Raw genomic sequence first — 22,091 nt, forward strand, 5'->3', positions numbered from 1 at the left:
AGTGATTGAGAATACTTATCACATAAGGGTTTATTCATAACTTTCCCCCATAAATTGAGTTTAAACATTTCTTCTTCTATGAAATCTGTTAAAATAAAGGGAGAAAATATTCGAATTTTGTCAGGAAGACAGGTGCTTTGATGAATGACGATTCATTACTTGGATGTCATGCTAATGGACAGCGTACATAAATTGAACGGCGAACGCTCCATTAGCGCTGTCTACCATCTTTTTAAAGGAAAAAAGTCATCACAAACGATACAGGATGCAAGTTTGTTTCAGCTTTCTAGCTATTTTGGCTGTTATCCAGGTTTTACGCGGGATCAGCTGAATCGCTCTGTTCGAAAGCTCGAAGAAAAGGATTACATCAGAAAAACAGGGGATACATTCAGCGTCACAGATGCAGGACAGCGTATGCTAAAACAGTATTTTTCTGAAAAACCGCTGCCCGCTTATTTTCATGGTGCTCAATATCATGATAAAGCAAAGATGCTATGGATGAGACTGTCTTTACTTGTACAAGTGCTTTCACACTATGCGGCAGGGTCACAGCAATATGTGCCGATTCAAAGAGATGTATCGGTTCAAAGCTGGACGAAATCTTTCTTGAAACAGCATCAGCATAAGAAAAAGCTTTCTGAAGATCTGCATCATGAACTTGAAAAGCTCCTTGCTCGTTTAAGTGATCGAGAAGCACTGATCTTTGTTTATTCATTGACCTCAAATGAAAGAATCGGGCGTACGTATCAGCAAATGGCTGAGTGGATGAAAGAAGATGTGTGGTATGTGTACCTGCTTTTTTGGAATGTGCTCCATTATTTTATTCATTCTTCACAAAAAGGTGAGGCGCCGATCATGCAGCTGGTCGTAGGTGACCTAGAATTCAAACGCGTGTTAACAACTTCTACCCACAAAACGCTTGAGCTTGTACAAAAAGGGTTTAGCATTGATCAAATTGCCCACATTCGTTCATTAAAAAAGGCAACGATCGAGGATCATATTGTGGAGCTATCCATACATGAGCCGAGCTTCTCCATAGAACCGTATGTGACCACATTAGAGCAGCAGGCGATCCATGATGTAGCCAGCCAGCTTCAAACAAACAAAATGAAGCTGATTAAAGAAAAACTCGAGCATCCATTTACTTATTTTCAAATACGATTGGCACTGACAAGGATGGTGAAAGCAAATGGATAAGCTTCATCAGACGCTCATGCGATACTTTGGTTACGACTCATTTAAAGCGGGTCAAGAGGACATTATTCAAAGTGTACTGAATCAAAAAGATACGGTTGCTATGCTGCCTACTGGCGGAGGGAAGTCACTTTGCTATCAAATTCCTGGCTATATGACAGAAGGGCTAGTTCTCATTATTTCGCCGCTTTTATCGCTCATGGAGGATCAAGTAGAACGAATGAAAATGCGCGGGGAAAAACGAGTGGCGGCGCTTAACAGCACACTGTCTTTTCAGGAGAGACGACATATCATTCGGCATTTGCCATCATATAAATTTTTATTTGTCGCGCCTGAGGCATTAATGTCAGAGATGCTGTTAGAGCAGCTCAAGTCGATGCATATTGGTCTTTTTGTCGTCGATGAAGCCCATTGTATATCAGAGTGGGGACATGATTTTCGTCCTGAATACTCCAAGCTGGGTGAATGGAGAGAAGCGTTAGGTCATCCCCCGGCCTTAGCACTGACGGCAACAGCGACAAAACAAACGCTAAAGGATACAGTGCAAACTTTGCGCCTGCAGCATCCAGCTTTTCATATTCATTCCGTGAACCGGTCTAACATTGCATTAGTCAAAGAAGTACATGAAACAAAAGAAGCGAAAGAGAAACGGGCGCTTGAGCTTGTGGAAACCCTTCAAGGGCCTGGCCTGATTTATTGCCCGACCCGGCAAATGACAGAAGATATTTCACTCTTCATCAAACAAAAAACCCATCAACGTGTAGAATTTTATCACGGCGGAATGGATGCAGGAGACCGCATGCTCATTCAGCAGCAATTTATCAGCGGGCAAATTGATCTCATTTGCTGTACAAGTGCTTTTGGAATGGGAATTGATAAAGCAGATATACGATTTGTGATTCATATGAGTCCGCCGCAATCAATTGAAGCCTTTATGCAGGAGATTGGAAGAGCGGGACGAGACGGGGAAAACAGTGTGAGCGTTCTTTTATATACAGAAGAGGATGCGGATATTCAAAGTCATTTGATTCAATCAGAAGGTTTTGATGATCCAGAAATTGATTTTTTCTTAGCCCAATTAACACAAATGCCGACAAATGACGAAAAGAAATTACGTGATCGATTGATGGAAGCAGGGCTTCAGGAGACGCGTGCGAGGATGCTCACGCATTATTACATCATGTATCAATCCGAACAGCCTCGCGTGCTCATCAAAAATCTGAAAGAAAAACTGCAGGACAGGCAAACAGAAAAGCTAAGAAAAGTGTGGCAATTTAAAGAGCGAATCACTGATGAAGCCTGCTTTAGACAATCTCTGTTATCATACTTTTACGAACAGCTAGATCAATCGGAGGACTCTTCTTCTGCTAACTGCTGCTCTTCTTGCGGACTTGACCTATCTGATTATGAAAAAAAAGATCAACAATTGGAGCTGAATGAAATGAAACACTGGAAGATCGTGCTGGAGCGTATGTTTCATCTAACAAAAGAGGCGCAGCATTGATTGAACAACATCGCCGAATTATTGAAAAATTAACCGATCGACAAGTAGTAGAACAGCTGTATTTCACGCAGGTGCTCATGCTTATCGTTTCTTTTTTACTAGGTATTTTTATGTTCGATCATTGGACTGATTTTACTGCACTTTGGCAGGTCCATGATATGCGGATACTGACTTATGGAATTGGCGGCGCTTTGCTTGTGATTGTTGTGGATGCAATTGTCATGAAGGTGTTTCCCGCTCATATGTATGATGATGGCGGCTTGAATGAAAAAATGTTCAAAAATCGCAGCATCCCGCATATTGTTTGGTTAACACTGCTCATTGCCTTTTCAGAGGAAATTTTATTCCGCGGGATCGTTCAACAGCAATTTGGACTCGAGATCGCCAGCATTGTGTTTGCGCTTCTTCACTTTCGCTACTTGTCAAAAATACTCTTGTTTATCCTTGTGGTTTCTATTAGTATTTTTTTAGGACTTTTATATGAGTGGACTGGGAATTTATTTGTCCCTGTCATGACCCATTTTGTGATTGACTTAGTCTTTGCATGTCAAATTCGTTTGAAATATAGGGGGAGGGATGAACATGGAAGAAATGTCGAGAATGAAGAGAAAAAAGGAGCAACTGACAAACATCCATGACGATGTAGAGGAAAAACTGGAAGAAGAAGTGAATCCTTCAGATGACTCTCACTTTCCTACACGAGAAGATTTTCATGAATATAAAAAGCAGCGCACGAAAAAGGTGCGCAATCCATTGTTTACGACATTGGCTATTATCTTTCCTATTATCGTCATCGGTGTTTTCTTCCTTTTGATCTACTACACATCACAGGAAATCAACCATAACAACAATCAAGGCGTATATATCGATAAAACATCTAGTGCCGACACAGACCCAGTCCCGTCAGCACTTGTCGAAACGAAAAATGACTCAAGCGCTGATAAAGCTGATGCGTCTGCTGAAGAGAAGAAAAAGAAAGAGGCAGAAAAAGAAAAGCAGCGATCAAAAGAAAAGGCTGAACAAAAGAAAAAAGAGCAAGCCGGTAAAGAGAAGGCAGAGCGTGAAAAGGCAGCAGCAACTGCTGCTGCAAAAAAGCGTGAACAGCAGCAGCTAGCTTTGCAAAAACAGCAGGAAGAGAAAAAACGAAAAGAAGCTGAAGAGAAAAAGAAGCAGGAAGAAAAACCAGTTCGTGTCGTACAGCATACAGTTGGACCAGAGGAAAACCTGTATCGAATTTCCATGAAATATTACCAAAATCGTTCGGGTGAAGAAAAGATCAAAGCGTATAATCATTTAAAAGGAAATAGTGTGTACAGCGGACAAGTGCTGAATATCCCATTAGAAAACTAATTATCTGACATGAATCAATTGAAAAGCACATACATATGTAGAAAAAAGGGACAGGGTGTATGTGATGACATTGCACGCAATCAGCCGCTATATGGATCAGCCGACACAGAAAATGATTGAAACATTAATCAAAAGAAAGCGGAAATACGAGGGTTTTGCAAAGCAGAGCAAAAGATGGCAGTGGACAGCTCTACTATCTCTAGCCATTCTTTTGTTTTATTTTGTCATAACAGCCAAAACGGGAGGCTCGCTGCAGCCAGAAGTGATGATTGCAACATTGCTTGGTCATGAGGTGTTTCTGTTTTGGATCATGGCAGAAGTGTTTGCTTTTTACGCATCGTATTATTATAAGAAAAAAGAAGAAAAGGCTGAGGATGAATATCATAAGCTCAGATGTGAAATTATACAAAAAAGCACTGATTTATGGCCTCAAGCAAATCAGTGGAAAGAACGTGACGCGGTTTTTCACTACATGCAGAAACAATATGACATTAACCTCTATTATGAAAGTAAATAAATGAGAAAAAAGACGTTTAACAGTTGAAACGTCTTTTTTCATTCAATCGTCTTATGAAAAACAGATATATAAGGGAGCCATTTATGATGAAATATGCCATCGGATTTACTGCCGCCATTGCGGCTGTTACAACAGGTGTGTGTGTAACGGCAAAAATGGTGAAAACGGCAAAACAAAACAACATCAAAAAGCATTACTTTACAATAGAAGCACTTCAATCAGATAGACCCGCAGTCATTTTCTTTATTTCTGATACGCACCGCCGCCTCATTAGTGACACATTATTAGCAGAAGTAAGGCAGGAAAAGCCAGATGTGATTATGATAGGCGGGGACTTAGCAGAAAAAGGTGTGCCCTATGCCAGGATTGAAGAAAATGTGAAACGTTTATCAAGAATTGCGCCGGTTTATTTTGTTTGGGGAAATAATGATCATGAGCTGCATCAGCAAAAGTTTAAAGAGATCCTTCATGCATATGGTGTCACCACATTGCAAAATGAAACGGCTGTGTGGGATTTTGATGACCAGCCCATTAAAATTGGAGGAATTGATGATATTCGGCTCGAAAAAGCAGATTATGAAGCGATACGACCTGAGTTTGTCAAAGATGAAGTGAATATTCTCTTATCACATAATCCAGATGTGCATCACATGATGAGTGAGGAAGAGGGAATCGATCTTGTCCTGAGCGGTCATACGCACGGAGGACAGATCCGTATCGGGAAATTTGGCCCGTATGAAAAAGGGAGAACAGGCCAAATCAAAGGCGCTTTCTTTCTGATTAGTAATGGCTATGGAACAACAAAGATTCCAATGCGTCTTGGGGCAGAACCAGAAACCCATCTGATCTATTTAATGCCACTAAAAACTCGCTAACTTGATGCACCCTCAATATTTTCCATAAAAGTCACCGTAAGCATGGCTTCATGCTTGTCTTCCGTCTTGACACAGTGTAAACTGAATACAAAATTAAGAACCTATGACTCATCATCTCATATACTACAGTATGATGTGTGTTAGAAGAGGCAGGAGGGAACAACGTTATGCGACTGGAGCGTCTGAATTATAATAAAATCAAAATTTTTCTCACACTAGATGACCTGACAGACCGAGGTCTTACGAAAGAAGACCTTTGGAAAGATTCGTTCAAAGTTCATCAGCTGTTTAAAGACATGATGAACGAAGCGAATCAGGAGCTCGGTTTTGAAGCGAATGGACCGATTGCTGTTGAAGTGTTTTCTCTTCAGGCGCAGGGGATGGTCGTCATTGTGACAAAGAGTCAGCAGGAAGATGATGCTGATGATGAGTTTGATGAAGATTACATTGAGATGCAAGTCAAGCTCGACGAGAGCAAGCATGTGCTCTATCAATTTGCCTCGTTTGAAGATGTGATTCAACTGTCCCATAGTTTAAGTCGTATTGGACTTTTAGGGGGTACAGTTTACCATTATGAAGGTCAATATTTTCTCAGCCTAGATGATGTTGAAGAACTGTCTGCTGATACTGTCATTTCCATCTTAGCGGAGTTTGGTTCTCCTACGACATTAACCATTCACCGGCTACAAGAGTATGGAAAAGTGATTATGCAAGAAGATGCAGTGAAAACGATTCAGATGTATTTTTAATCACTTTTTTCTATTATATTTAATACTGTTGTGATGAAACAACAGTATTTTTTTATATCCTTTTTTATATTTATAAACGCTGATATTTTATTTTGATAAAAAACGTTTTTTACCTTTGCTTTACCAGTACGAAGGTGTATACTATTGCTTGAAAGGGAGCAGTAGATCATGAAAGATTTCTAGGGGGTTTATTTTAATGGCAGCCGATCAAAACGCCGCTCATAACGCAGAAGATAAGCTAGATGTTTTAAAGTCAACTCAAACCGTCATACATAAAGCGCTTGACAAATTGGGATATCCGCAAGAAGTGTATGAATTGCTGAAGGAACCAATTCGTCTATTAACGGTCAAAATTCCAGTACGTATGGATGATGGATCGGTGAAAATTTTCACTGGTTACCGCGCGCAGCACAATGATGCTGTCGGTCCGACAAAAGGCGGAATTCGATTCCACCCGAACGTCACTGAAAAAGAAGTAAAAGCGCTTTCAATTTGGATGAGTTTAAAATGTGGTATTGTGGATCTTCCTTATGGCGGAGGAAAAGGCGGTATTATCTGTGATCCAAGAGAAATGTCATTCAGAGAGCTTGAAAAACTAAGCCGCGGCTATGTTCGCGCAATCAGTCAAATCGTGGGACCAACAAAAGATGTTCCAGCACCAGATGTGTTTACAAACTCTCAAATTATGGCTTGGATGATGGATGAATATTCTAGAATGGATGAGTTCAACTCGCCAGGATTTATTACAGGAAAACCGATTGTTCTTGGAGGTTCACACGGACGTGACACTGCAACAGCAAAAGGTGTGACGATCTGCATCAAAGAAGCGGCGAAGAAAAAAGGAATTGACATCAATGGGGCTCGTGTTGTCGTACAGGGATTCGGAAATGCTGGAAGTTACTTGGCTAAATTCATGTATGATGCTGGAGCAAAAATCGTTGGGATTTCAGACGCTTACGGCGGATTATACGATGAAGATGGTCTAGACATTGACTACTTGCTTGACCGACGTGACAGCTTTGGAACCGTCACTAAATTATTTAACGATACAATTACAAACAAAGAGCTGCTGGAGCTGGATTGTGATATTTTAGTACCTGCAGCCATTGAAAATCAAATTACAGAAGATAATGCGGCAAACATTAAAGCCAAAATTGTCGTAGAAGCAGCAAACGGTCCGACGACACTTGAAGGAACAAAAATTCTTTCAGATCGTGGTGTACTACTTGTACCAGACGTACTTGCGAGTGCGGGTGGTGTCACTGTTTCTTACTTTGAATGGGTTCAGAATAACCAAGGGTTCTACTGGACAGAAGAAGAAGTGGAAACTCGTTTAGAAAATATGATGGTGAAATCATTTAATAATATTTATGAAATGGCGCAAAACCGCCGCATCGATATGCGTCTTGCTGCATATATGGTCGGCGTACGTAAAATGGCTGAGGCTTCTCGATTCAGAGGCTGGATTTAAGCGGCTTATTTGCATCGCGCCCAAAAATCTCCTATCCTTATATAGGAGATTTTTTTATGTAATGGCACAAAGAATCAAACAGCCCAGCAATTGTTATTGCAGTGAAATGACAGGAGTGGAACAAATGAAACAAGAAAAAGCGATCATAATAGGAGGCGGCCCATGTGGATTATCAGCTGCCATCGCATTCAAGCAAATCGGTATCGATGCACTTGTGATTGAAAAGGGGAATGTGGTCAACAGTATTTATCATTACCCAACACATCAAACCTTTTTCAGTACAAGTGAAAAGCTTGAGATCGGTGATGTCGCTTTTATTACTGAAAACCGGAAGCCAGTTCGGATTCAGGCACTTTCCTATTACCGAGAGGTGGTCAGAAGAAAAAGCCTACGTGTGCATGCCTTTGAAAAAGTAAACGCTGTGACGAAAAAAGATGGGCGTTTTACCGTCAGCACATCAAAAGATGACTATTCATGTGACTATGTCGTGATTGCCACTGGCTACTATGATCATCCAAACTATATGAATGTCAAAGGGGAAGATCTACCCCATGTGTATCATTATTTTAAAGAAGGTCACCCGTACTTTGATAAAGATGTGACGGTCATCGGTGGGAAGAACTCCAGTGTAGATGCTGCGCTAGAACTAGTCAAATGCGGAAGCAGAGTCACTGTGTTATATAGAGGAACTGAATATTCGTCCAGCATCAAACCTTGGATTTTACCAGAGTTTGAAGCCCTTGTCCGTAATGGAACCATTCGAATGGAGTTCGGGGCGCAGGTGAAAGAGATCACAGAAGAAGAGGTGATCTTTACAAACCAGCAAGACCAAACGGATCGAGTGAAAAGTGATTATGTGTTTGCGATGACAGGCTATCATCCTGATCATTCGTTCTTAGAAAAAATGGGTGTAATGATTGATCAAGAATCAGGTCGCCCAGCCTTTGATGAACAGACGATGGAAACAAACGTAGAAGGTATTTTCATTGCAGGAGTCATTGCAGCAGGAAACAATGCCAATGAAATTTTCATTGAAAATGGAAGATTTCATGGAGGGTTGATTGCAGAAGAAATCAACAAAAGAATCAACGGCTAAAAAAGAACTGGATCCTTCATAAGGATTCAGTTCTTTTTTATATAAATGGGATTATATAGAAAGATATTTTAAGAAAAATGGGCTCGAGTCATATAAAAAAGGGGTAAATCATGTTACGATAATGAAGGATAATGTAGGGAAAGAGGTCTGATTATGATCGCAATCATTTCAGCAGGTTTAGCTCCCGGCATCGCACTTTTAAGTTATTTTTATTTGAAAGATCAGTACGACAATGAGCCGATTCACATGGTCATCAGATCTTTTATGCTAGGTGTCATACTTGTGTTTCCAACCATGTTTATTCAATATGTCCTTCAAGAGGAAAATATCGCAACAAACCCTATCTTGATTTCATTTGTGACGTCGGGCTTTTTAGAGGAATCATTAAAATGGTTTATTTTAATGGTCAGCGTCTATGCGCATGCCCAGTTTGATGAACACTATGATGGGATTGTGTATGGAATAAGTGTCTCTCTCGGTTTTGCGACACTTGAAAATATTCTTTACTTAGTTGGTCATGGGGTAGAATATGCGTTTACACGCGCCTTATTACCCGTATCAAGTCACGCTTTATTTGGTGTTGTGATGGGATTTTATATCGGCAAAGCTCGTTTCTCTGATAAAAAAGAGCAGCGCAAATGGCTGATCCTTTCTTTAACACTCCCTGTGCTATTTCACGGCTTGTATGATTTTATTCTTCTTGGGATGAAAAATTGGGGATATATTATGCTGCCGTTCATGATTTTTTTATGGTGGTTTGGTCTGCGAAAAGCAAAAAAAGCCCGTGCGTTGAAAATGGTGCAAATTTAATTTAGAAAACGTCCTGTAGGTTGATAGGGCGTTTTTTGTCTTTTCCATCCAATTCCCTCCTGTGATGAATGTATAAAAATAGGGATCGGAAGAAACATATATTCAAACATCAAAAGTACAGGAGGATCAAATATGGACAAAGCTCGTTTCATGAAACAATTCGTCCTTATCTTCTCAATCGTTCTACTCGCGTCTTCACTGATGACAGCTGAAAAAAGTGAAGCCTTCACGAATCAAGTCATTCAAAGAGGAGCAACGGGAGAAGATGTAGTCGAGCTACAAGCAAGACTCCAATACAATGGTTTTTACAATGGCAAAATTGATGGTGTGTACGGCTGGGGAACGTACTGGGCCGTTCGCAACTTTCAAAGCAAATTTGGTGTAAAGAATGTCGATGGACTTGTAGGTGCAACAACCAAAAGCCTATTAATTCAAAAGACGAAATACTATAAAGAGTTTGTGCAACAGCAACTGCAAAAAGGGAACGAGTTTACCCATTATGGCGGGAAGCCTCTTGACCAACAAACAAAGGCTTCTGGGCAAAGAAGCTCACAAAAAAAGACCGTGCAAGGTGCAAAACAGAATCAAAAAAGTCAAAGCGGAGGAAGCGGATCAGCTGGGCAGTCTGGAAAACAGTCAGGCAATCAGCAAGCAAATCAAACGCCGAAACAAACGGCTGCCAACATGCCAGGTGGTTTCTCTAGCAATGACATTCAGCTCTTGTCACAAGCAGTTTATAGTGAAGCAAGAGGTGAGCCTTATGAAGGACAGGTGGCCATCGCTGCTGTCATCTTAAACCGTTTGAACAACCCAACATTTCCAAATACGATCGCGGGCGTCATTTTTGAACCACTCGCGTTTACAGCTGTAGCAGATGGACAATTTTATATGGCACCAAATGAAACCGCAAAAAAGGCAGTGTTTGATGCAATTAATGGTTGGGATCCATCTGAAAGCGCCGTCTATTACTTTAATCCTGATACAGCAACAAGTCCATGGATTTGGGGAAGACCACAAATTAAACGAATCGGGAAACATATTTTCTGTGAATAAAAAGAGGTGTATATAAATGATCAGAGGAATATTGATTGCTATTTTAGGAATTGCTGTCATCTCAACAGGTTACTGGGGCTATAAAGAGCATCAAGAAAAAGACGCGGTGCTGCTTCATGCAGAGAACAACTACCAAAGAGCCTTTCACGATTTAACGTATCAAGTCGATCAGCTGCACGACCAACTTGGAGCAACACTTGCGATGAACAGCCAAACATCGATCTCACCAGCACTTGCAGATGTATGGAGAATGTCATCAGAGGCGCATAACAATGTTAGTCAGCTTCCGCTCACATTGATGCCCTTTAACAAAACGGAAGAATTTCTAGCGAATGTCGGAGACTTTAGCTACAAATCATCAGTTAAATCTTTATCAGATGAACCATTAAACAAAGATACGCATAAAACCATTACTGCTTTATATGATCAAGCGGCAGATATCCAAAACGAGCTTAGACAAGTGCAGCATCTCGTACTCAACAAAAATTTAAAATGGATGGATGTTGAAATGGCGCTGGCGGACGGCGATAAAAAGAACGATAACACCATTATTGACGGTTTGAAAACAGTCGAGAAAAATGCAGATGCATTTGCTGATGTCGATCTCGGTCCTACAAATGTGTCATCAGAATCAGAAGCACGAGGCTACAGTCATTTAAAAGGCCAAAAGATTTCAAAAAAAGAAGCGATCCGCATTGCGCAGCAATTCGCACCTGACCATAATCAAGATTTTAAGGTGAGAAAAAGCGGAAGTAAAACAAATCGAGATGTGTACAGCTTATCGATGTCAGATCCAGATAGCAAAGCGAATTTTTATTTAGATTTGACTGAAAAAGGAGGACATCCAGTCTACCTTCTTCAAAATCGGGACGTCAAAAAACAGAAAATCAGTTTAAATGAAGCATCTGAAAAAGCGTTAAGTTTCTTAAAAAAGCATGGATTTGATACGGAGTCGTTTCATTTAGATGAAAGTGCGCAATTTGATAATATCGGCGTATTTACCTATGTTCCCCTTCAAAAAAATGTACTGCTTTATCCAGATAGTATTCGCATGAAAGTCGCTTTAGATGACGGAGAGGTCGTTGGGTTCTCAGCGAAAGACTACTTATTGAATCATAAAAAACGTGACATCAAGGCACCTAAAATCTCGCAAAAAGAAGCAGAGAAAACATTGAATAAGCACGTAAAGATTGAAGAAACTCATTTAGCTATTGTACAAAATGATATGTCAGAGGAAGTCCTCTGCTATGAGTTTCTTGGAACAATTAAAAATGATACGTACCGGATGTTCATTAATGCAGATACTGGAAAAGAAGAAAGAATAGATAAACTAAAAAATGCAGAACCTATATATAAAGACCTATAGAAAAGGAAGCGAGGAAAAGGCTAATAAGTCTTTTCCTTTTGTTTTATACATGGTTTAATATAGGAGAGGATATGATTTCACAGATGAAAAGAGTGATGAGGAATGTTACAAATAGGGGATGCAATCACAATTGAGTATGTCAATGAGAACAAAGAAGTGAAAACAGCAAAATCGAAAGTTTTGGAAAATAATAACGATGATATTTGCATTAATTATCCAGCTGATAAAGAAACGGGACGCACCATCTACTTAAACCAACAAACAGAAATCACCGTGTTCTTTTTCGATGAAAATCAAATTCCATACAAATGTACAAGCGAGGTCATCGGAAAAAGAAAAGAAGATATTCCGATGATTGTTATTTCAATCCCACCAAAAGAAGAGATGATTCGGCTTCAGCGCAGAGAATACCTTCGAGTGGATACGATGGTGAAAGCGACCATCACACAAACGGATGAAGATGCCTTTGACACTTTTATCGTCAATATGAGTGCAGGCGGTGTAGCAATTGCTGTTCCAGAAGGTGTCTCGCTAAAAGAATACGGAGAAGTGAACACAGAGTTTGAACTGCCACTTAAAGAACCCGTAAAAATTAAAGCGGTTGCAGAGATGAATCGAGTATATCAAGATGAACAGACTGGCAAAACAAGAGCGATCATGGAGTTTTCTGAGATCACGAATGACCACCAGCAGCACATCATGAAATACTGCTTCCAGCAGCAGCTTTTAACACGTGTGAAAAAAGCATAAGAATAAAGGGTGTAAAAAGCTTCCATACTAGAGGTGAAAGAATCTAGCATGGAGGCTTTTTATATGAAGACAATGGAAAGATGGTTATTTAAAGCGGTGCTGATTCAGCTTGTTCTGTTATTAGCCGTTCAGATCACACTTCATTTGACGAAAGGCGAGCTGTTCTTGTCAAAAGTCGTGCAATACGAGGGTGTGAATAACATGAGTATTGAAGATTGGATTGAGACGTTTAAGCAGAAGGATTGATAGAAAATTCCCCCGTTTGACCGGTGATCGTGTTACAATTCATAAGGGAGATTCAATCAAGGAGAGGTATTATGAAAAAGAAATTATCTATCGCAATTGACGGTCCTGCTGCAGCAGGAAAAAGCACTGTGGCAAAAATTGTCGCAGCGAAAAAATCATATATTTATATCGATACAGGTGCGATGTACCGCGCAATTACACTTGCGGCACTCAATCATGGTGTAGACCTTGAAGACGAACAGGCACTTGATGCATTGCTGAAAATGACAGTGATTGAACTTGTGTCAACGGACGAAGGTCAAAAAGTACATCTAGACAACACCGATGTGACAGAGGATATTCGAACAGACCGCGTGAGCAACCAAGTATCTGTTGTCGCAAAACACAGAGCTGTTCGAGAAGAAATGGTTCGCCGGCAGCAAGAGCTTGGCAAACGAGGCGGTGTCGTCATGGACGGAAGAGACATTGGTACTCACGTTCTTCCAGATGCGGAAGTGAAGATTTTCTTGCTTGCTTCAGTAGAGGAAAGAGCGAAACGCCGTTTTGAAGAGAATCAGAAAAAAGGTTACGATGTCAATTACGATCAGCTGATCGAAGAGATTGCAAGACGTGACAAGCTTGATTCTGAGCGGGAGGTATCACCGCTGAAGAAGGCTGATGACGCGATTGAAATTGACACAACTTCCCTTTCCATTCAAGAGGTGGCAGGTAAAATTTTAGATGCAGCAGAGCGCGTGGAAAAACAGTAAGAAATTTTAGAAAACTTTTATAAGTTAGAGGTTTATCTCTTGACAAACAAGGTCTTTTATTAGAAGTTTATACTAATACTATTTTTATTGATCATTCAAGCAATTCTGTTGATTTGAATGTTTCTATAATACATATTCGGCTGGCAATCATCATGCTTAAGACACATATTCACCCAGTCGTTTTAACTAAGCTGTGTAGGTTTGGACCAAGGAGGTTATCGAAATGACAGAGGAAATGAATCAAATCGATGTTCAGGTACCAGAGGTTGGAGATGTAGTGAAAGGGATTGTTTCAAAAGTTGAGGACAAGCATGTAAATGTAGATATCGTCAATGTGAAACAACCTGGGATTATCCCAATCAGTGAATTATCAAGTCTTCACGTTGAAAAAGCATCAGATGTCGTGAAAGATGGCGACGAGTTAGAGCTTAAAGTAACAAAAGTCGAAGACGATGCTTTGATTTTATCGAAACGTGCTGTTGATGCAGACCACGCTTGGGAAGACCTAGAGAAAAAGTTTGAAACAAAAGAAGTATTTGAAGCTGAAGTAAAAGACGTTGTTAAAGGTGGTCTTGTCGTAGACATTGGTGTGCGAGGATTTATTCCTGCATCTCTTGTTGAAGCACACTATGTAGAAGACTTCACGGACTACAAAGGAAAAACGCTCTCACTTGTCGTGGTAGAACTTGATCGCGAAAAAAATCGTGTGATTCTCTCACATCGTGCAGTGGTTGAGCAAGAGCAATTAGATAAAAAGCAAGACTTCCTACAAAAGCTTGAAGTAGGTAGTGTGATTGATGGAAAAGTACAGCGCCTGACTGACTTTGGTGCTTTTGTTGACATTGGCGGCATTGATGGATTAGTTCACATTTCTCAACTATCCCATGCACATGTTGAAAAACCGTCTGACGTTGTTGAAGAAGGACAGGAAGTCAAGGTAAAAGTACTTGCTGTTGATCGTGATAACGAACGTATCTCACTATCTATTAAAGAAACATTACCAGGACCTTGGAGTCAAATTGGTGAAAAGGTCAAACAAGGTGATGTGCTTGAAGGAACCGTTCAACGCCTTGTGAGCTTTGGTGCATTTGTTGAAATTCTACCAGGTGTAGAAGGACTTGTGCATATTTCCCAAATCTCTCATAAACATATCGGTACCCCTCAAGAAGTCCTTGAAGAAGGGCAGACTGTGAAAGTGAAAGTGCTTGATGTGAATGAAGATGAAGAGCGCATTTCACTAAGCATCCGTGATTTAGAAGATAATCCTGAAAAACAAATAGAAGAGAATTATCGTCAATATCAGGCGAAAGAAGAAAACACAAGCGGATTCCAGCTTGGTGACCTGATCGGTGATAAACTCAATAAACTAAAATAATTTGGTGATCAAAATTGACGCGAGCAGAAAGAAAGAAACAGCATATTGAGCATGCTTTGTCGACTGGCCAGCATGCAGCAACAGGTTTAGAGGATGTTTCCTTCGTTCACGCCAGTTTACCAGATCTTGCGACATCACAAATTGATACACATACGACAATTGGCGGACTGACTTTCGGTTCGCCAATTTTTATCAATGCAATGACTGGTGGGGGTGGAGAGTCGACCTATGAGATCAATCGCTCTTTATCGATCGCAGCGAAGGAAACCAATATTCCAGTAGCAGTCGGTTCACAAATGGCTGCACTAAAAGATGAAGAAGAAAGACGAACGTATGAAGTCGTTCGTAAGGTCAATCCGGATGGACTTGTTTTTGCGAATTTAGGCAGTGAAGCGACAATCAAGCAAGCACGGGAAGCTGTCGACATGCTGGAGGCAAATATGCTCCAGATTCACTTAAATGTCATTCAAGAGATCGTGATGCCTGAAGGGGATCGTGATTTTAGAGGTGCAATTGAGCGAATCGCAGTCATCGCTGAATCAGTTGGCGTGCCTGTTGTCGTAAAAGAAGTCGGATTTGGCATGAGCAAGGAAACGGCAAAGAAGTTATTTGATGCCGGAGTTGCGGCCGTTGATGTAGGAGGATTTGGCGGAACAAACTTTTCTAAGATCGAAAATCTCCGACGCCAAAAAGCACTTCGTTATTTTGATCAATGGGGGATTCCAACTGCAGCAAGTCTTGCTGAAGTACATACAGCCTTTCAGGATCAAACGGTTTTAGCCTCTGGAGGAATTCAAGATGCACTAGATGTGACAAAATCAATCGCTCTTGGTGCGTCCGCTGCTGGGTTAGCTGGCTTTTTCTTAAAATCACTCACTAGTGGAGGGGAAAGCGGCCTCGTCTCTGATATCATCGATCTTCAGGAAGATGTGAAGATGATGATGACAGTGCTTGGCGTGAAGACCATTGAAGAACTGAGGCAAACTCAGATTGTGATTACAGGTGAAACGAGTCATTGGCTCAAAGAAAGAGGCGTAGATACCACATACTATAGTCTAAGAACCAGTAAGAGAGGCATGTGATGATCACATGCCTCAGCGTGTAGACAAACCCTCACATTCTTTGTCAGGCCTGCGCTCCGGTGCTCGTCCTTCCTAGACTGCAAAGGTTTTCTATCAAGCTGAAAAGAAGTCAAAGGCATGTGAGGATCACATGCTTTTTTTATTGATTTCTTTTTCGAGCGTTTTCAGGACCTTCTAATGCTGTTGCCCCTTTATGATGAATTGATTGATCACGATCAGATTCAACTCTTCTTGACGCCTTTAGGCGTTTTTCCTGTCTATCCTTACCCATTATACATCCCTCCTCAATCATTAGGGTGTCACCTCTTGTTCATTTCATACAAAGCCCGTAACGCTCCCGCACGTTTAAAAACTGGAGATTTTCCCATAATGTAATTGAGGTGATGAGGCTTGGAGGCACTGTACTATTATTGGTCAATATGGTTCGTTTGGATTATGGTGACGTTTATCATGGAAAAAAGCACGTTGCGCAATGTGCTGGGAGTGTGTGTACTTGTTCATATGATCTTCAGTCATTTCATGATATCCATTTTAGACTTCAGCATCAATGCAGGATTTTTGATGACCTTTTTATATGCTTGTATGGCCTTCGTCATATTCCCGCCGGCTTATCGAATGATGAGAATCATGCAATTATGTTCAATGGTTAGCGCGTATGCCTTTTTTATGATTTTTGCATTATATGACCCGGTTTGGTTCACGATAATAAAGGTGGATTGGGCTATATTTGCCTTGCTGATCCTGATGTGCTTGACATATGGACACCAGTTAACGGAACGAATAACCTTATGGATGATGTCTGTGTGTCTCGGCGAAGCTCTTTATGCGCTGACGATTCATCGTCTCACTGCATCGATTGTCATAGGAGATCTCTCGTTTCTTTCCCTTGTTGTTCAAGGCGCCATCTTCCTATTAGGTGTAGATCAGCTTGAAAAGCTCTTGAGCGCCCGTTCTTCCAGAAAACCAGTGAAAGGGGCTGCAAAATCAACATGACGGATTACACGTTTCCTGTGATTATTGGTGTCATCTTTGGGATGGCGGCCAGGCTTTATATGCTAAGAACAGATTATCGGCAATACCCGACGTATATTCATGGACAAGTGATTCACATTGCACTTGGTTTTATTGCGTCAGGGCTTGGTGCAATCATTATGCCTGCACTGATTCAGGAGGAATTTACTGCGATTACCTTTCTAACGCTAGCAGCCACGCAATTTCGTGATGTGCGAAATATGGAAAGAAATACGTTAACCCAATTGGATTCGTATGAGCTTGTCTCAAGAGGCAGTACATATATTGAAGGCATTGCCATTGCCTTTGAAAGCCGAAATTATATTGCCATTCTCACTGCACTTATTACAACCACGGCCTGTATATTCTTCTCACTCGTTGTTGGAACAGTGGTCGGTATTGTTTGCTTTTTCATGGCAAAGCTATTGATGTCTGGCAGCCAATTAAAGGATATTGTCAATATTCAAAAAGGTGAACTTCGCTTTGACGGGGCAGGACTTTACGTGAATGATATATACATTATGAATATCGGGCTTCCTGAAAAACAAAAACTGATTTTAGAGCATGGAATGGGCTTCATCTTGACTCCGAAGAATTTTAACTCGGCCACAACGATTGCAAACCTTGGACAGCGGCAAGCGATTTTATTTGATTTATCCAATGTGCTTGGCGTGTATCGTGATTCCGGTGAACCGTCGCTTTGTCCGCTCGCAAAACGTGATCTGAATAACGGCACACTTGGCGTGTTTATTTTACCGCAATGGAAACGTGAAGATTTGGCTGTTCGTGTATTAGAAGAGGTGCCAATTCTAGAAAATGCCATTAGAATGCCGACAGATTTCATTAAAAAGAAAGCGAGGTAATGAGAAATGGCGAACACAATTGAGCAATTCATATTGGCTGTGGCCACAACAAATAAAGAGCGAGTCATTGGAGGAACAGCGGTTTTTTTCTGTGAAAACAAAGAAGAACTCGACATGTATGCTATGAATTTAGAGGCCATTTTAGATGGGATTGCACACGGAATTGGTGAAGATCTTTACTTGATTGTCAAACATTTTTAAGTTATTCATTGTGGTCTGATTAAAAATTGATATAATATATAAGTTGAACCCTTCATGTTTGAAGGGTTTATTTCATAAAAAACTGAATGGAAATTTTAAATCCCGGTTGAAACATGATGATGAACATATTGAATCGCGGCTGGATTGAAAGGAAGGGTACTATGGGTAAACCTGTCGTAGCCATTGTTGGAAGGCCCAACGTTGGAAAATCTACAATTTTTAATCGAATCGCAGGCGAAAGAATATCGATTGTAGAAGACACACCTGGTGTAACAAGAGATCGAATCTATAGCTCTGCTGAATGGTTAAATTATGACTTTAATTTAATAGATACTGGTGGAATAGATATTGGAGATGAGCCGTTCTTGGCGCAAATTCGCCATCAGGCAGAAATCGCAATGGATGAAGCGGATGTCATCATCTTTATGGTGAATGGCCGAGATGGTGTGACATCTGCGGATGAAGAAGTCGCAAAAATTTTATATCGCACGAAAAAACCAGTCGTACTTGCTGTCAATAAACTGGACAACCCTGAAATGAGAAGCGACGTTTATGACTTTTATGCACTTGGATTTGGCGAGCCATATCCGATTTCTGGAACGCACGGATTAGGCCTCGGTGATCTGCTTGATGCAGTCGCAGAGCATTTTAAAAACTTGCCAGATACACAGTATGATGAAGAGGTTGTACAGTTCTGCTTAATTGGCCGCCCGAATGTAGGAAAATCTTCTTTGGTGAATGCTATGCTCGGGGAAGAACGCGTGATTGTGAGCAACATCGCTGGTACGACAAGAGATGCTGTCGATACGATGTTTACGTACAATCAGCGTGACTTTGTCATTGTCGATACAGCAGGTATGAGAAAAAAAGGCAAAGTGTATGAAACGACAGAGAAATACAGCGTGCTACGTGCATTAAAAGCCATTGATCGTTCTGATGTGGTTGGTGTTGTTCTTGATGGTGAAGAGGGCATTATTGAGCAGGATAAACGTATTGCAGGCTACGCACATGAAGCCGGTAAAGCCGTTGTCATCATTGTGAACAAATGGGATGCTGTTGAAAAAGATGAGCGCACAATGAAGGAATTTGAGCAAAACATTCGCGAGCATTTTCAATTCCTTGATTATGCACCTGTCTTATTCATGTCGGCTCTCACGAAAAAGAGAATTCATACCTTAATGCCGTCGATCATTACAGCTAGTGAGAATCATGCGATGCGCGTTCAAACCAATATTTTGAACGATATTATCATGGATGCCGTTGCGATGAATCCAACGCCGACCCATAATGGACAGCGCCTGAAAATTTACTATGCAACACAGGTGGCCATCAAGCCTCCATCCTTTGTTGTGTTTGTAAACGATCCAGAGCTTATGCACTTTTCTTATGAGCGGTTCTTAGAAAACCGGATTCGAGATGCATTTGGTTTTGAAGGAACACCGATTAAAATATTTGCGAGAGCGAGAAAATAAAAAGGGTGAGCAGGATGAAGAAAATTTCAGTACTTGGAGCAGGCAGCTGGGGAACAGCTCTTGCGCTTGTATTAGCTGATAATCATCATGATGTACACATGTGGGGACATAGACAAGAGTTGATTGATCAAATCAATGAGAAACATGAAAATCATGATTACTTGCCAAATGTCCCACTGCCAGCGTCTATTCAGGCGACAACAGATATGAAGCAGGCTTTAGAGGGGACAGATGCGATTATTGTCGCTGTGCCAACAAAGGCCATTCGTGAGGTATTGAAGCAGGCAAATGAGTTGATCTCATCGAAAGTGCCGTTTGTTCATGTCAGCAAGGGAATTGAACCAGATACACTTCTCAGAATTTCTCAAATGATTGAACAGGAAGTCCCAGCTGCGCAAAGAGAAGCTGTGGTTGTCCTATCAGGACCGAGTCATGCAGAAGAAGTAGGCTTGCGTCATCCGACAACGGTCACTGTCTCATCAGAAAATATTGAAGCGGCTCAATTTGTTCAAGATTTGTTCATGAACAACAACTTTAGAGTGTACACAAACCCTGATGTCATTGGTGTTGAAATTGGCGGAGCACTGAAAAATATCATTGCCCTTGCGGCAGGGATCACAGACGGACTTGGATATGGTGACAATGCGAAAGCGGCACTCATCACAAGAGGACTGGCTGAAATCGCACGTCTTGGTACAAAAATGGGAGGGAATCCTCTTACATTTGCCGGTTTAACAGGCGTTGGAGATTTGATCGTCACATGTACAAGTGTTCATTCGCGTAACTGGCGCTGCGGGAATTTACTCGGTAAAGGATATAGGCTTGAAGAAGTACTTGAAAAAATGGGGATGGTTGTCGAAGGCGTCCGCACAACGAAAGGCGCATACCAACTCTCCAAAGAATACAAGGTCAGCATGCCCATTACAGAAGCGCTTTACCATGTTCTGTTTGAAGGGAAAAAGGTAGACGATGCTGTAGAATCACTGATGGCACGTGTGAAAACACATGAGATGGAAGACCTTGTGAACATGTTCGAAAACCAAACAAAATAATTGAAAGACTGAACTTAGGCATGTAGAGGATGCAAGAAGGGGAAGACTTGCATAACATAGCAATGAAGTTTGAATAGAGCTTTGCCTCTACAGAATGAGGAAAAATAGTCGACGTAATGACTGAAGCAGAGTCCCCCTCTTTGCTTCAGTTTTTTTGTGTGCTTTTCCCGAATGATTGGAAAAATGATTGATATTTACCTTATTTTTGGTTTAGAATGAAATATAAACGCTTACAATTTGTTCGTTTTGAAGGGGGACAGGCACGATGAGTTTTGCTTTAATCAAGATGTGGTTTGCGCTTGGTTCAATGGGGCTCATGTTTTTAGCCGTAGTAACCATCTATTTCAGCAGGTTTAAGCTGAAAAGCCGATTTCTTAAAATAACAGCCTCAACCGTCGCATACAGCTTGATGCTCATATCAGGTATCATTGTCTTTTTAGTTGTATTTAGCGGGCCGGTCAATGAATAAAGAAAAAGGAAGAATGTGATGATCAAAGCGAAAGTCAGTGTCACGTTGTTAGCACTTATTTTACTTACAGGATGTCTTTATCCAGAGAATCGCAAAGCGGAAAACCGGGTGCCATACGAGGAGCAGCTGCAAAGTGTGCAGACAGCGATCGAGAAGTTTCAAAAAGCGACAAATGGTCTTTTGCCAATTGAAACAAAAGAAGCAGACACGCCAGTTTATCAGAAGTACGTCATCGACTTTAAACGCTTGTCACCAAGGTATTTACACGATGTACCGTCTACATCCTTTGAAGGCGGAGGCGAATATATCTATGTCCTCACAGACGTCGAAAAAAAACCAACTGTGAAACTGCTTGATGTCAAAATGACGCAAACCATCAGTGAATTACGACTTAGAATCAAAATATATCAAGATGAACATACATATCCGCCCTACGGCAAAGTTGTGTCCAAAGATTTATATACGTTAAATGAAAAAAAACTAGGATTAAAAGCGCCACCTACGGTCATGAGCCCTGTTACGGGGAATTCCCTCCCATTACTGATTTCATCAAATGGCGAAATCTATGTGGATTATCGCAGCGATTTTGCTCATATTTTGAAAAACACGAAGCAAAAGCTGAAGCCAGGTAAAAACATTCAAGATGTATATTGGCAGGAAACCCCGTTTGTACCGGCATTTTCTGTCCCATATACAATCAACAAAAAAGGTGAGCCTGCCTTTTTAGAAAAAAAGACGTCATAAACAAGAATGAACCTTTCTCCTCTGCATATAAATGAGGAGAAAGGTTTTTTTATGGCTAAACATACTCTCAAAACAAAAAAGGTGTCATATTC

General features: G+C 40.9%; 25 protein-coding genes. 24 read left to right on the top strand and 1 reads right to left on the bottom strand.

The genetic code is table 11. From position 1 onward, the window contains the following. Positions 1–144 precede the first annotated feature (144 nt). The 17 genes from BA70_RS04620 (at position 145) to fni (ending at position 16,187) form a co-directional block, all read left to right on the top strand. A complete protein-coding gene (locus BA70_RS04620) occupies positions 145–1,197 on the top strand; it encodes a YpbB family protein (RefSeq protein WP_034318836.1) in 1,053 nt (350 codons plus the stop codon). Then, positions 1,190–2,698, top strand: a complete 1,509-nt coding sequence (locus tag BA70_RS04625) for a RecQ family ATP-dependent DNA helicase (protein WP_034318838.1) — start codon at positions 1,190–1,192, stop codon at positions 2,696–2,698. Before BA70_RS04620 ends, BA70_RS04625 begins: the two co-directional genes overlap by 8 nt. After that, positions 2,695–3,336 (top strand): CPBP family intramembrane glutamic endopeptidase, encoded by a 642-nt coding sequence (locus BA70_RS04630; protein WP_034318841.1) that lies wholly within the window; start codon positions 2,695–2,697, stop codon positions 3,334–3,336. Before BA70_RS04625 ends, BA70_RS04630 begins: the two co-directional genes overlap by 4 nt. Next, positions 3,281–4,048 carry a LysM peptidoglycan-binding domain-containing protein gene (locus BA70_RS04635; RefSeq protein ID WP_034318843.1) on the top strand — a complete coding sequence of 256 codons (768 nt, stop codon included), beginning with the start codon at positions 3,281–3,283 and terminating at the stop codon, positions 4,046–4,048. Before BA70_RS04630 ends, BA70_RS04635 begins: the two co-directional genes overlap by 56 nt. 64 nt (positions 4,049–4,112) lie before the next feature. Beyond that, positions 4,113–4,565, top strand: coding sequence for a DUF2663 family protein (locus BA70_RS04640; RefSeq protein ID WP_034318845.1), 453 nt, complete (start codon positions 4,113–4,115; stop codon positions 4,563–4,565). Positions 4,566–4,651: 86 nt separating this feature from the next. Next, the gene (locus BA70_RS04645; RefSeq protein WP_034319374.1) at positions 4,652–5,440 is read left to right on the top strand and encodes a metallophosphoesterase; all 789 of its coding nucleotides are present in this window, start codon (positions 4,652–4,654) and stop codon (positions 5,438–5,440) included. 167 nt (positions 5,441–5,607) lie between these two features. Beyond that, positions 5,608–6,189 carry a genetic competence negative regulator gene (locus BA70_RS04650; RefSeq protein ID WP_034318848.1) on the top strand — a complete coding sequence of 194 codons (582 nt, stop codon included), beginning with the start codon at positions 5,608–5,610 and terminating at the stop codon, positions 6,187–6,189. 196 nt (positions 6,190–6,385) lie between these two features. Then, complete coding sequence (locus BA70_RS04655; protein WP_034318851.1) at positions 6,386–7,660, top strand: Glu/Leu/Phe/Val family dehydrogenase; 1,275 nt, start codon at positions 6,386–6,388, stop codon at positions 7,658–7,660. Positions 7,661–7,784: 124 nt separating this feature from the next. After that, complete coding sequence (locus tag BA70_RS04660) at positions 7,785–8,756, top strand: YpdA family putative bacillithiol disulfide reductase (protein WP_034318854.1); 972 nt, start codon at positions 7,785–7,787, stop codon at positions 8,754–8,756. Between the two features lie 153 nt (positions 8,757–8,909). After that, positions 8,910–9,566, top strand: coding sequence for a glutamic-type intramembrane protease PrsW (prsW, locus tag BA70_RS04665; protein WP_034318857.1), 657 nt, complete (start codon positions 8,910–8,912; stop codon positions 9,564–9,566). 201 nt (positions 9,567–9,767) lie between these two features. Further along, entirely contained in the window at positions 9,768–10,619 is an 852-nt protein-coding gene (sleB, locus tag BA70_RS04670; protein WP_420834676.1) for a spore cortex-lytic enzyme, read from the top strand. 16 nt (positions 10,620–10,635) lie between these two features. Continuing rightward, the gene (gene ypeB / locus BA70_RS04675; protein ID WP_034318864.1) at positions 10,636–11,985 is read left to right on the top strand and encodes a germination protein YpeB; all 1,350 of its coding nucleotides are present in this window, start codon (positions 10,636–10,638) and stop codon (positions 11,983–11,985) included. A 102-nt stretch (positions 11,986–12,087) separates the two neighbouring features. Then, positions 12,088–12,735: a flagellar brake protein gene (locus tag BA70_RS04680; RefSeq protein ID WP_034318867.1), complete on the top strand. Its 648-nt coding sequence runs from the start codon at positions 12,088–12,090 to the stop codon at positions 12,733–12,735. A 63-nt stretch (positions 12,736–12,798) separates the two neighbouring features. Then, positions 12,799–12,981 (top strand): DUF5359 family protein, encoded by a 183-nt coding sequence (locus BA70_RS04685; RefSeq protein ID WP_003215744.1) that lies wholly within the window; start codon positions 12,799–12,801, stop codon positions 12,979–12,981. Between the two features lie 71 nt (positions 12,982–13,052). Continuing rightward, the gene (gene cmk, locus BA70_RS04690) at positions 13,053–13,730 is read left to right on the top strand and encodes a (d)CMP kinase (RefSeq protein ID WP_034318870.1); all 678 of its coding nucleotides are present in this window, start codon (positions 13,053–13,055) and stop codon (positions 13,728–13,730) included. Between the two features lie 223 nt (positions 13,731–13,953). Then, positions 13,954–15,105 carry a 30S ribosomal protein S1 gene (gene rpsA, locus BA70_RS04695; protein WP_034318873.1) on the top strand — a complete coding sequence of 384 codons (1,152 nt, stop codon included), beginning with the start codon at positions 13,954–13,956 and terminating at the stop codon, positions 15,103–15,105. Between the two features lie 14 nt (positions 15,106–15,119). Beyond that, entirely contained in the window at positions 15,120–16,187 is a 1,068-nt protein-coding gene (fni, locus tag BA70_RS04700; protein WP_034318875.1) for a type 2 isopentenyl-diphosphate Delta-isomerase, read from the top strand. A gap of 139 nt (positions 16,188–16,326) precedes the next feature. Here the strand turns inward: fni and BA70_RS19335 are convergent, their stop codons facing one another. After that, positions 16,327–16,458 carry a YpzI family protein gene (locus BA70_RS19335; RefSeq protein WP_078061648.1) on the bottom strand — a complete coding sequence of 44 codons (132 nt, stop codon included), beginning with the start codon at positions 16,456–16,458 and terminating at the stop codon, positions 16,327–16,329. Between the two features lie 119 nt (positions 16,459–16,577). Here BA70_RS19335 and BA70_RS04705 point away from each other — a divergent pair, with 119 nt between their 5' ends. The 7 genes from BA70_RS04705 to BA70_RS04735 all read left to right on the top strand — a co-directional run bounded on the left by BA70_RS04705 (position 16,578) and on the right by BA70_RS04735 (position 21,999). Then, on the top strand, positions 16,578–17,180 hold the full coding sequence (locus BA70_RS04705) for a YphA family membrane protein (RefSeq protein ID WP_420834672.1): 603 nt from the start codon (positions 16,578–16,580) through the stop codon (positions 17,178–17,180). Continuing rightward, positions 17,177–18,061: a YIEGIA family protein gene (locus BA70_RS04710; RefSeq protein ID WP_034318880.1), complete on the top strand. Its 885-nt coding sequence runs from the start codon at positions 17,177–17,179 to the stop codon at positions 18,059–18,061. The genes BA70_RS04705 and BA70_RS04710 overlap by 4 nt, the downstream gene beginning before the upstream one ends. Positions 18,062–18,067: 6 nt before the next feature. Beyond that, positions 18,068–18,262, top strand: coding sequence for a capping complex subunit for YIEGIA (locus BA70_RS04715; protein ID WP_008344527.1), 195 nt, complete (start codon positions 18,068–18,070; stop codon positions 18,260–18,262). Positions 18,263–18,423: 161 nt separating this feature from the next. Next, entirely contained in the window at positions 18,424–19,734 is a 1,311-nt protein-coding gene (gene der / locus BA70_RS04720; RefSeq protein WP_034318883.1) for a ribosome biogenesis GTPase Der, read from the top strand. A 14-nt stretch (positions 19,735–19,748) separates the two neighbouring features. Then, on the top strand, positions 19,749–20,786 hold the full coding sequence (locus BA70_RS04725) for an NAD(P)H-dependent glycerol-3-phosphate dehydrogenase (protein ID WP_034318886.1): 1,038 nt from the start codon (positions 19,749–19,751) through the stop codon (positions 20,784–20,786). A gap of 265 nt (positions 20,787–21,051) precedes the next feature. Further along, positions 21,052–21,255, top strand: a complete 204-nt coding sequence (locus BA70_RS04730; RefSeq protein ID WP_034318888.1) for a DUF2768 domain-containing protein — start codon at positions 21,052–21,054, stop codon at positions 21,253–21,255. Between the two features lie 18 nt (positions 21,256–21,273). Further along, positions 21,274–21,999, top strand: a complete 726-nt coding sequence (locus tag BA70_RS04735) for a hypothetical protein (RefSeq protein WP_034318890.1) — start codon at positions 21,274–21,276, stop codon at positions 21,997–21,999. Positions 22,000–22,091 lie beyond the last annotated feature (92 nt).

The sequence above is a fragment of the Bacillus zhangzhouensis genome, from assembly GCF_000715205.1.
Taxonomy (GTDB): Bacteria; Bacillota; Bacilli; order Bacillales; family Bacillaceae; genus Bacillus; species Bacillus zhangzhouensis.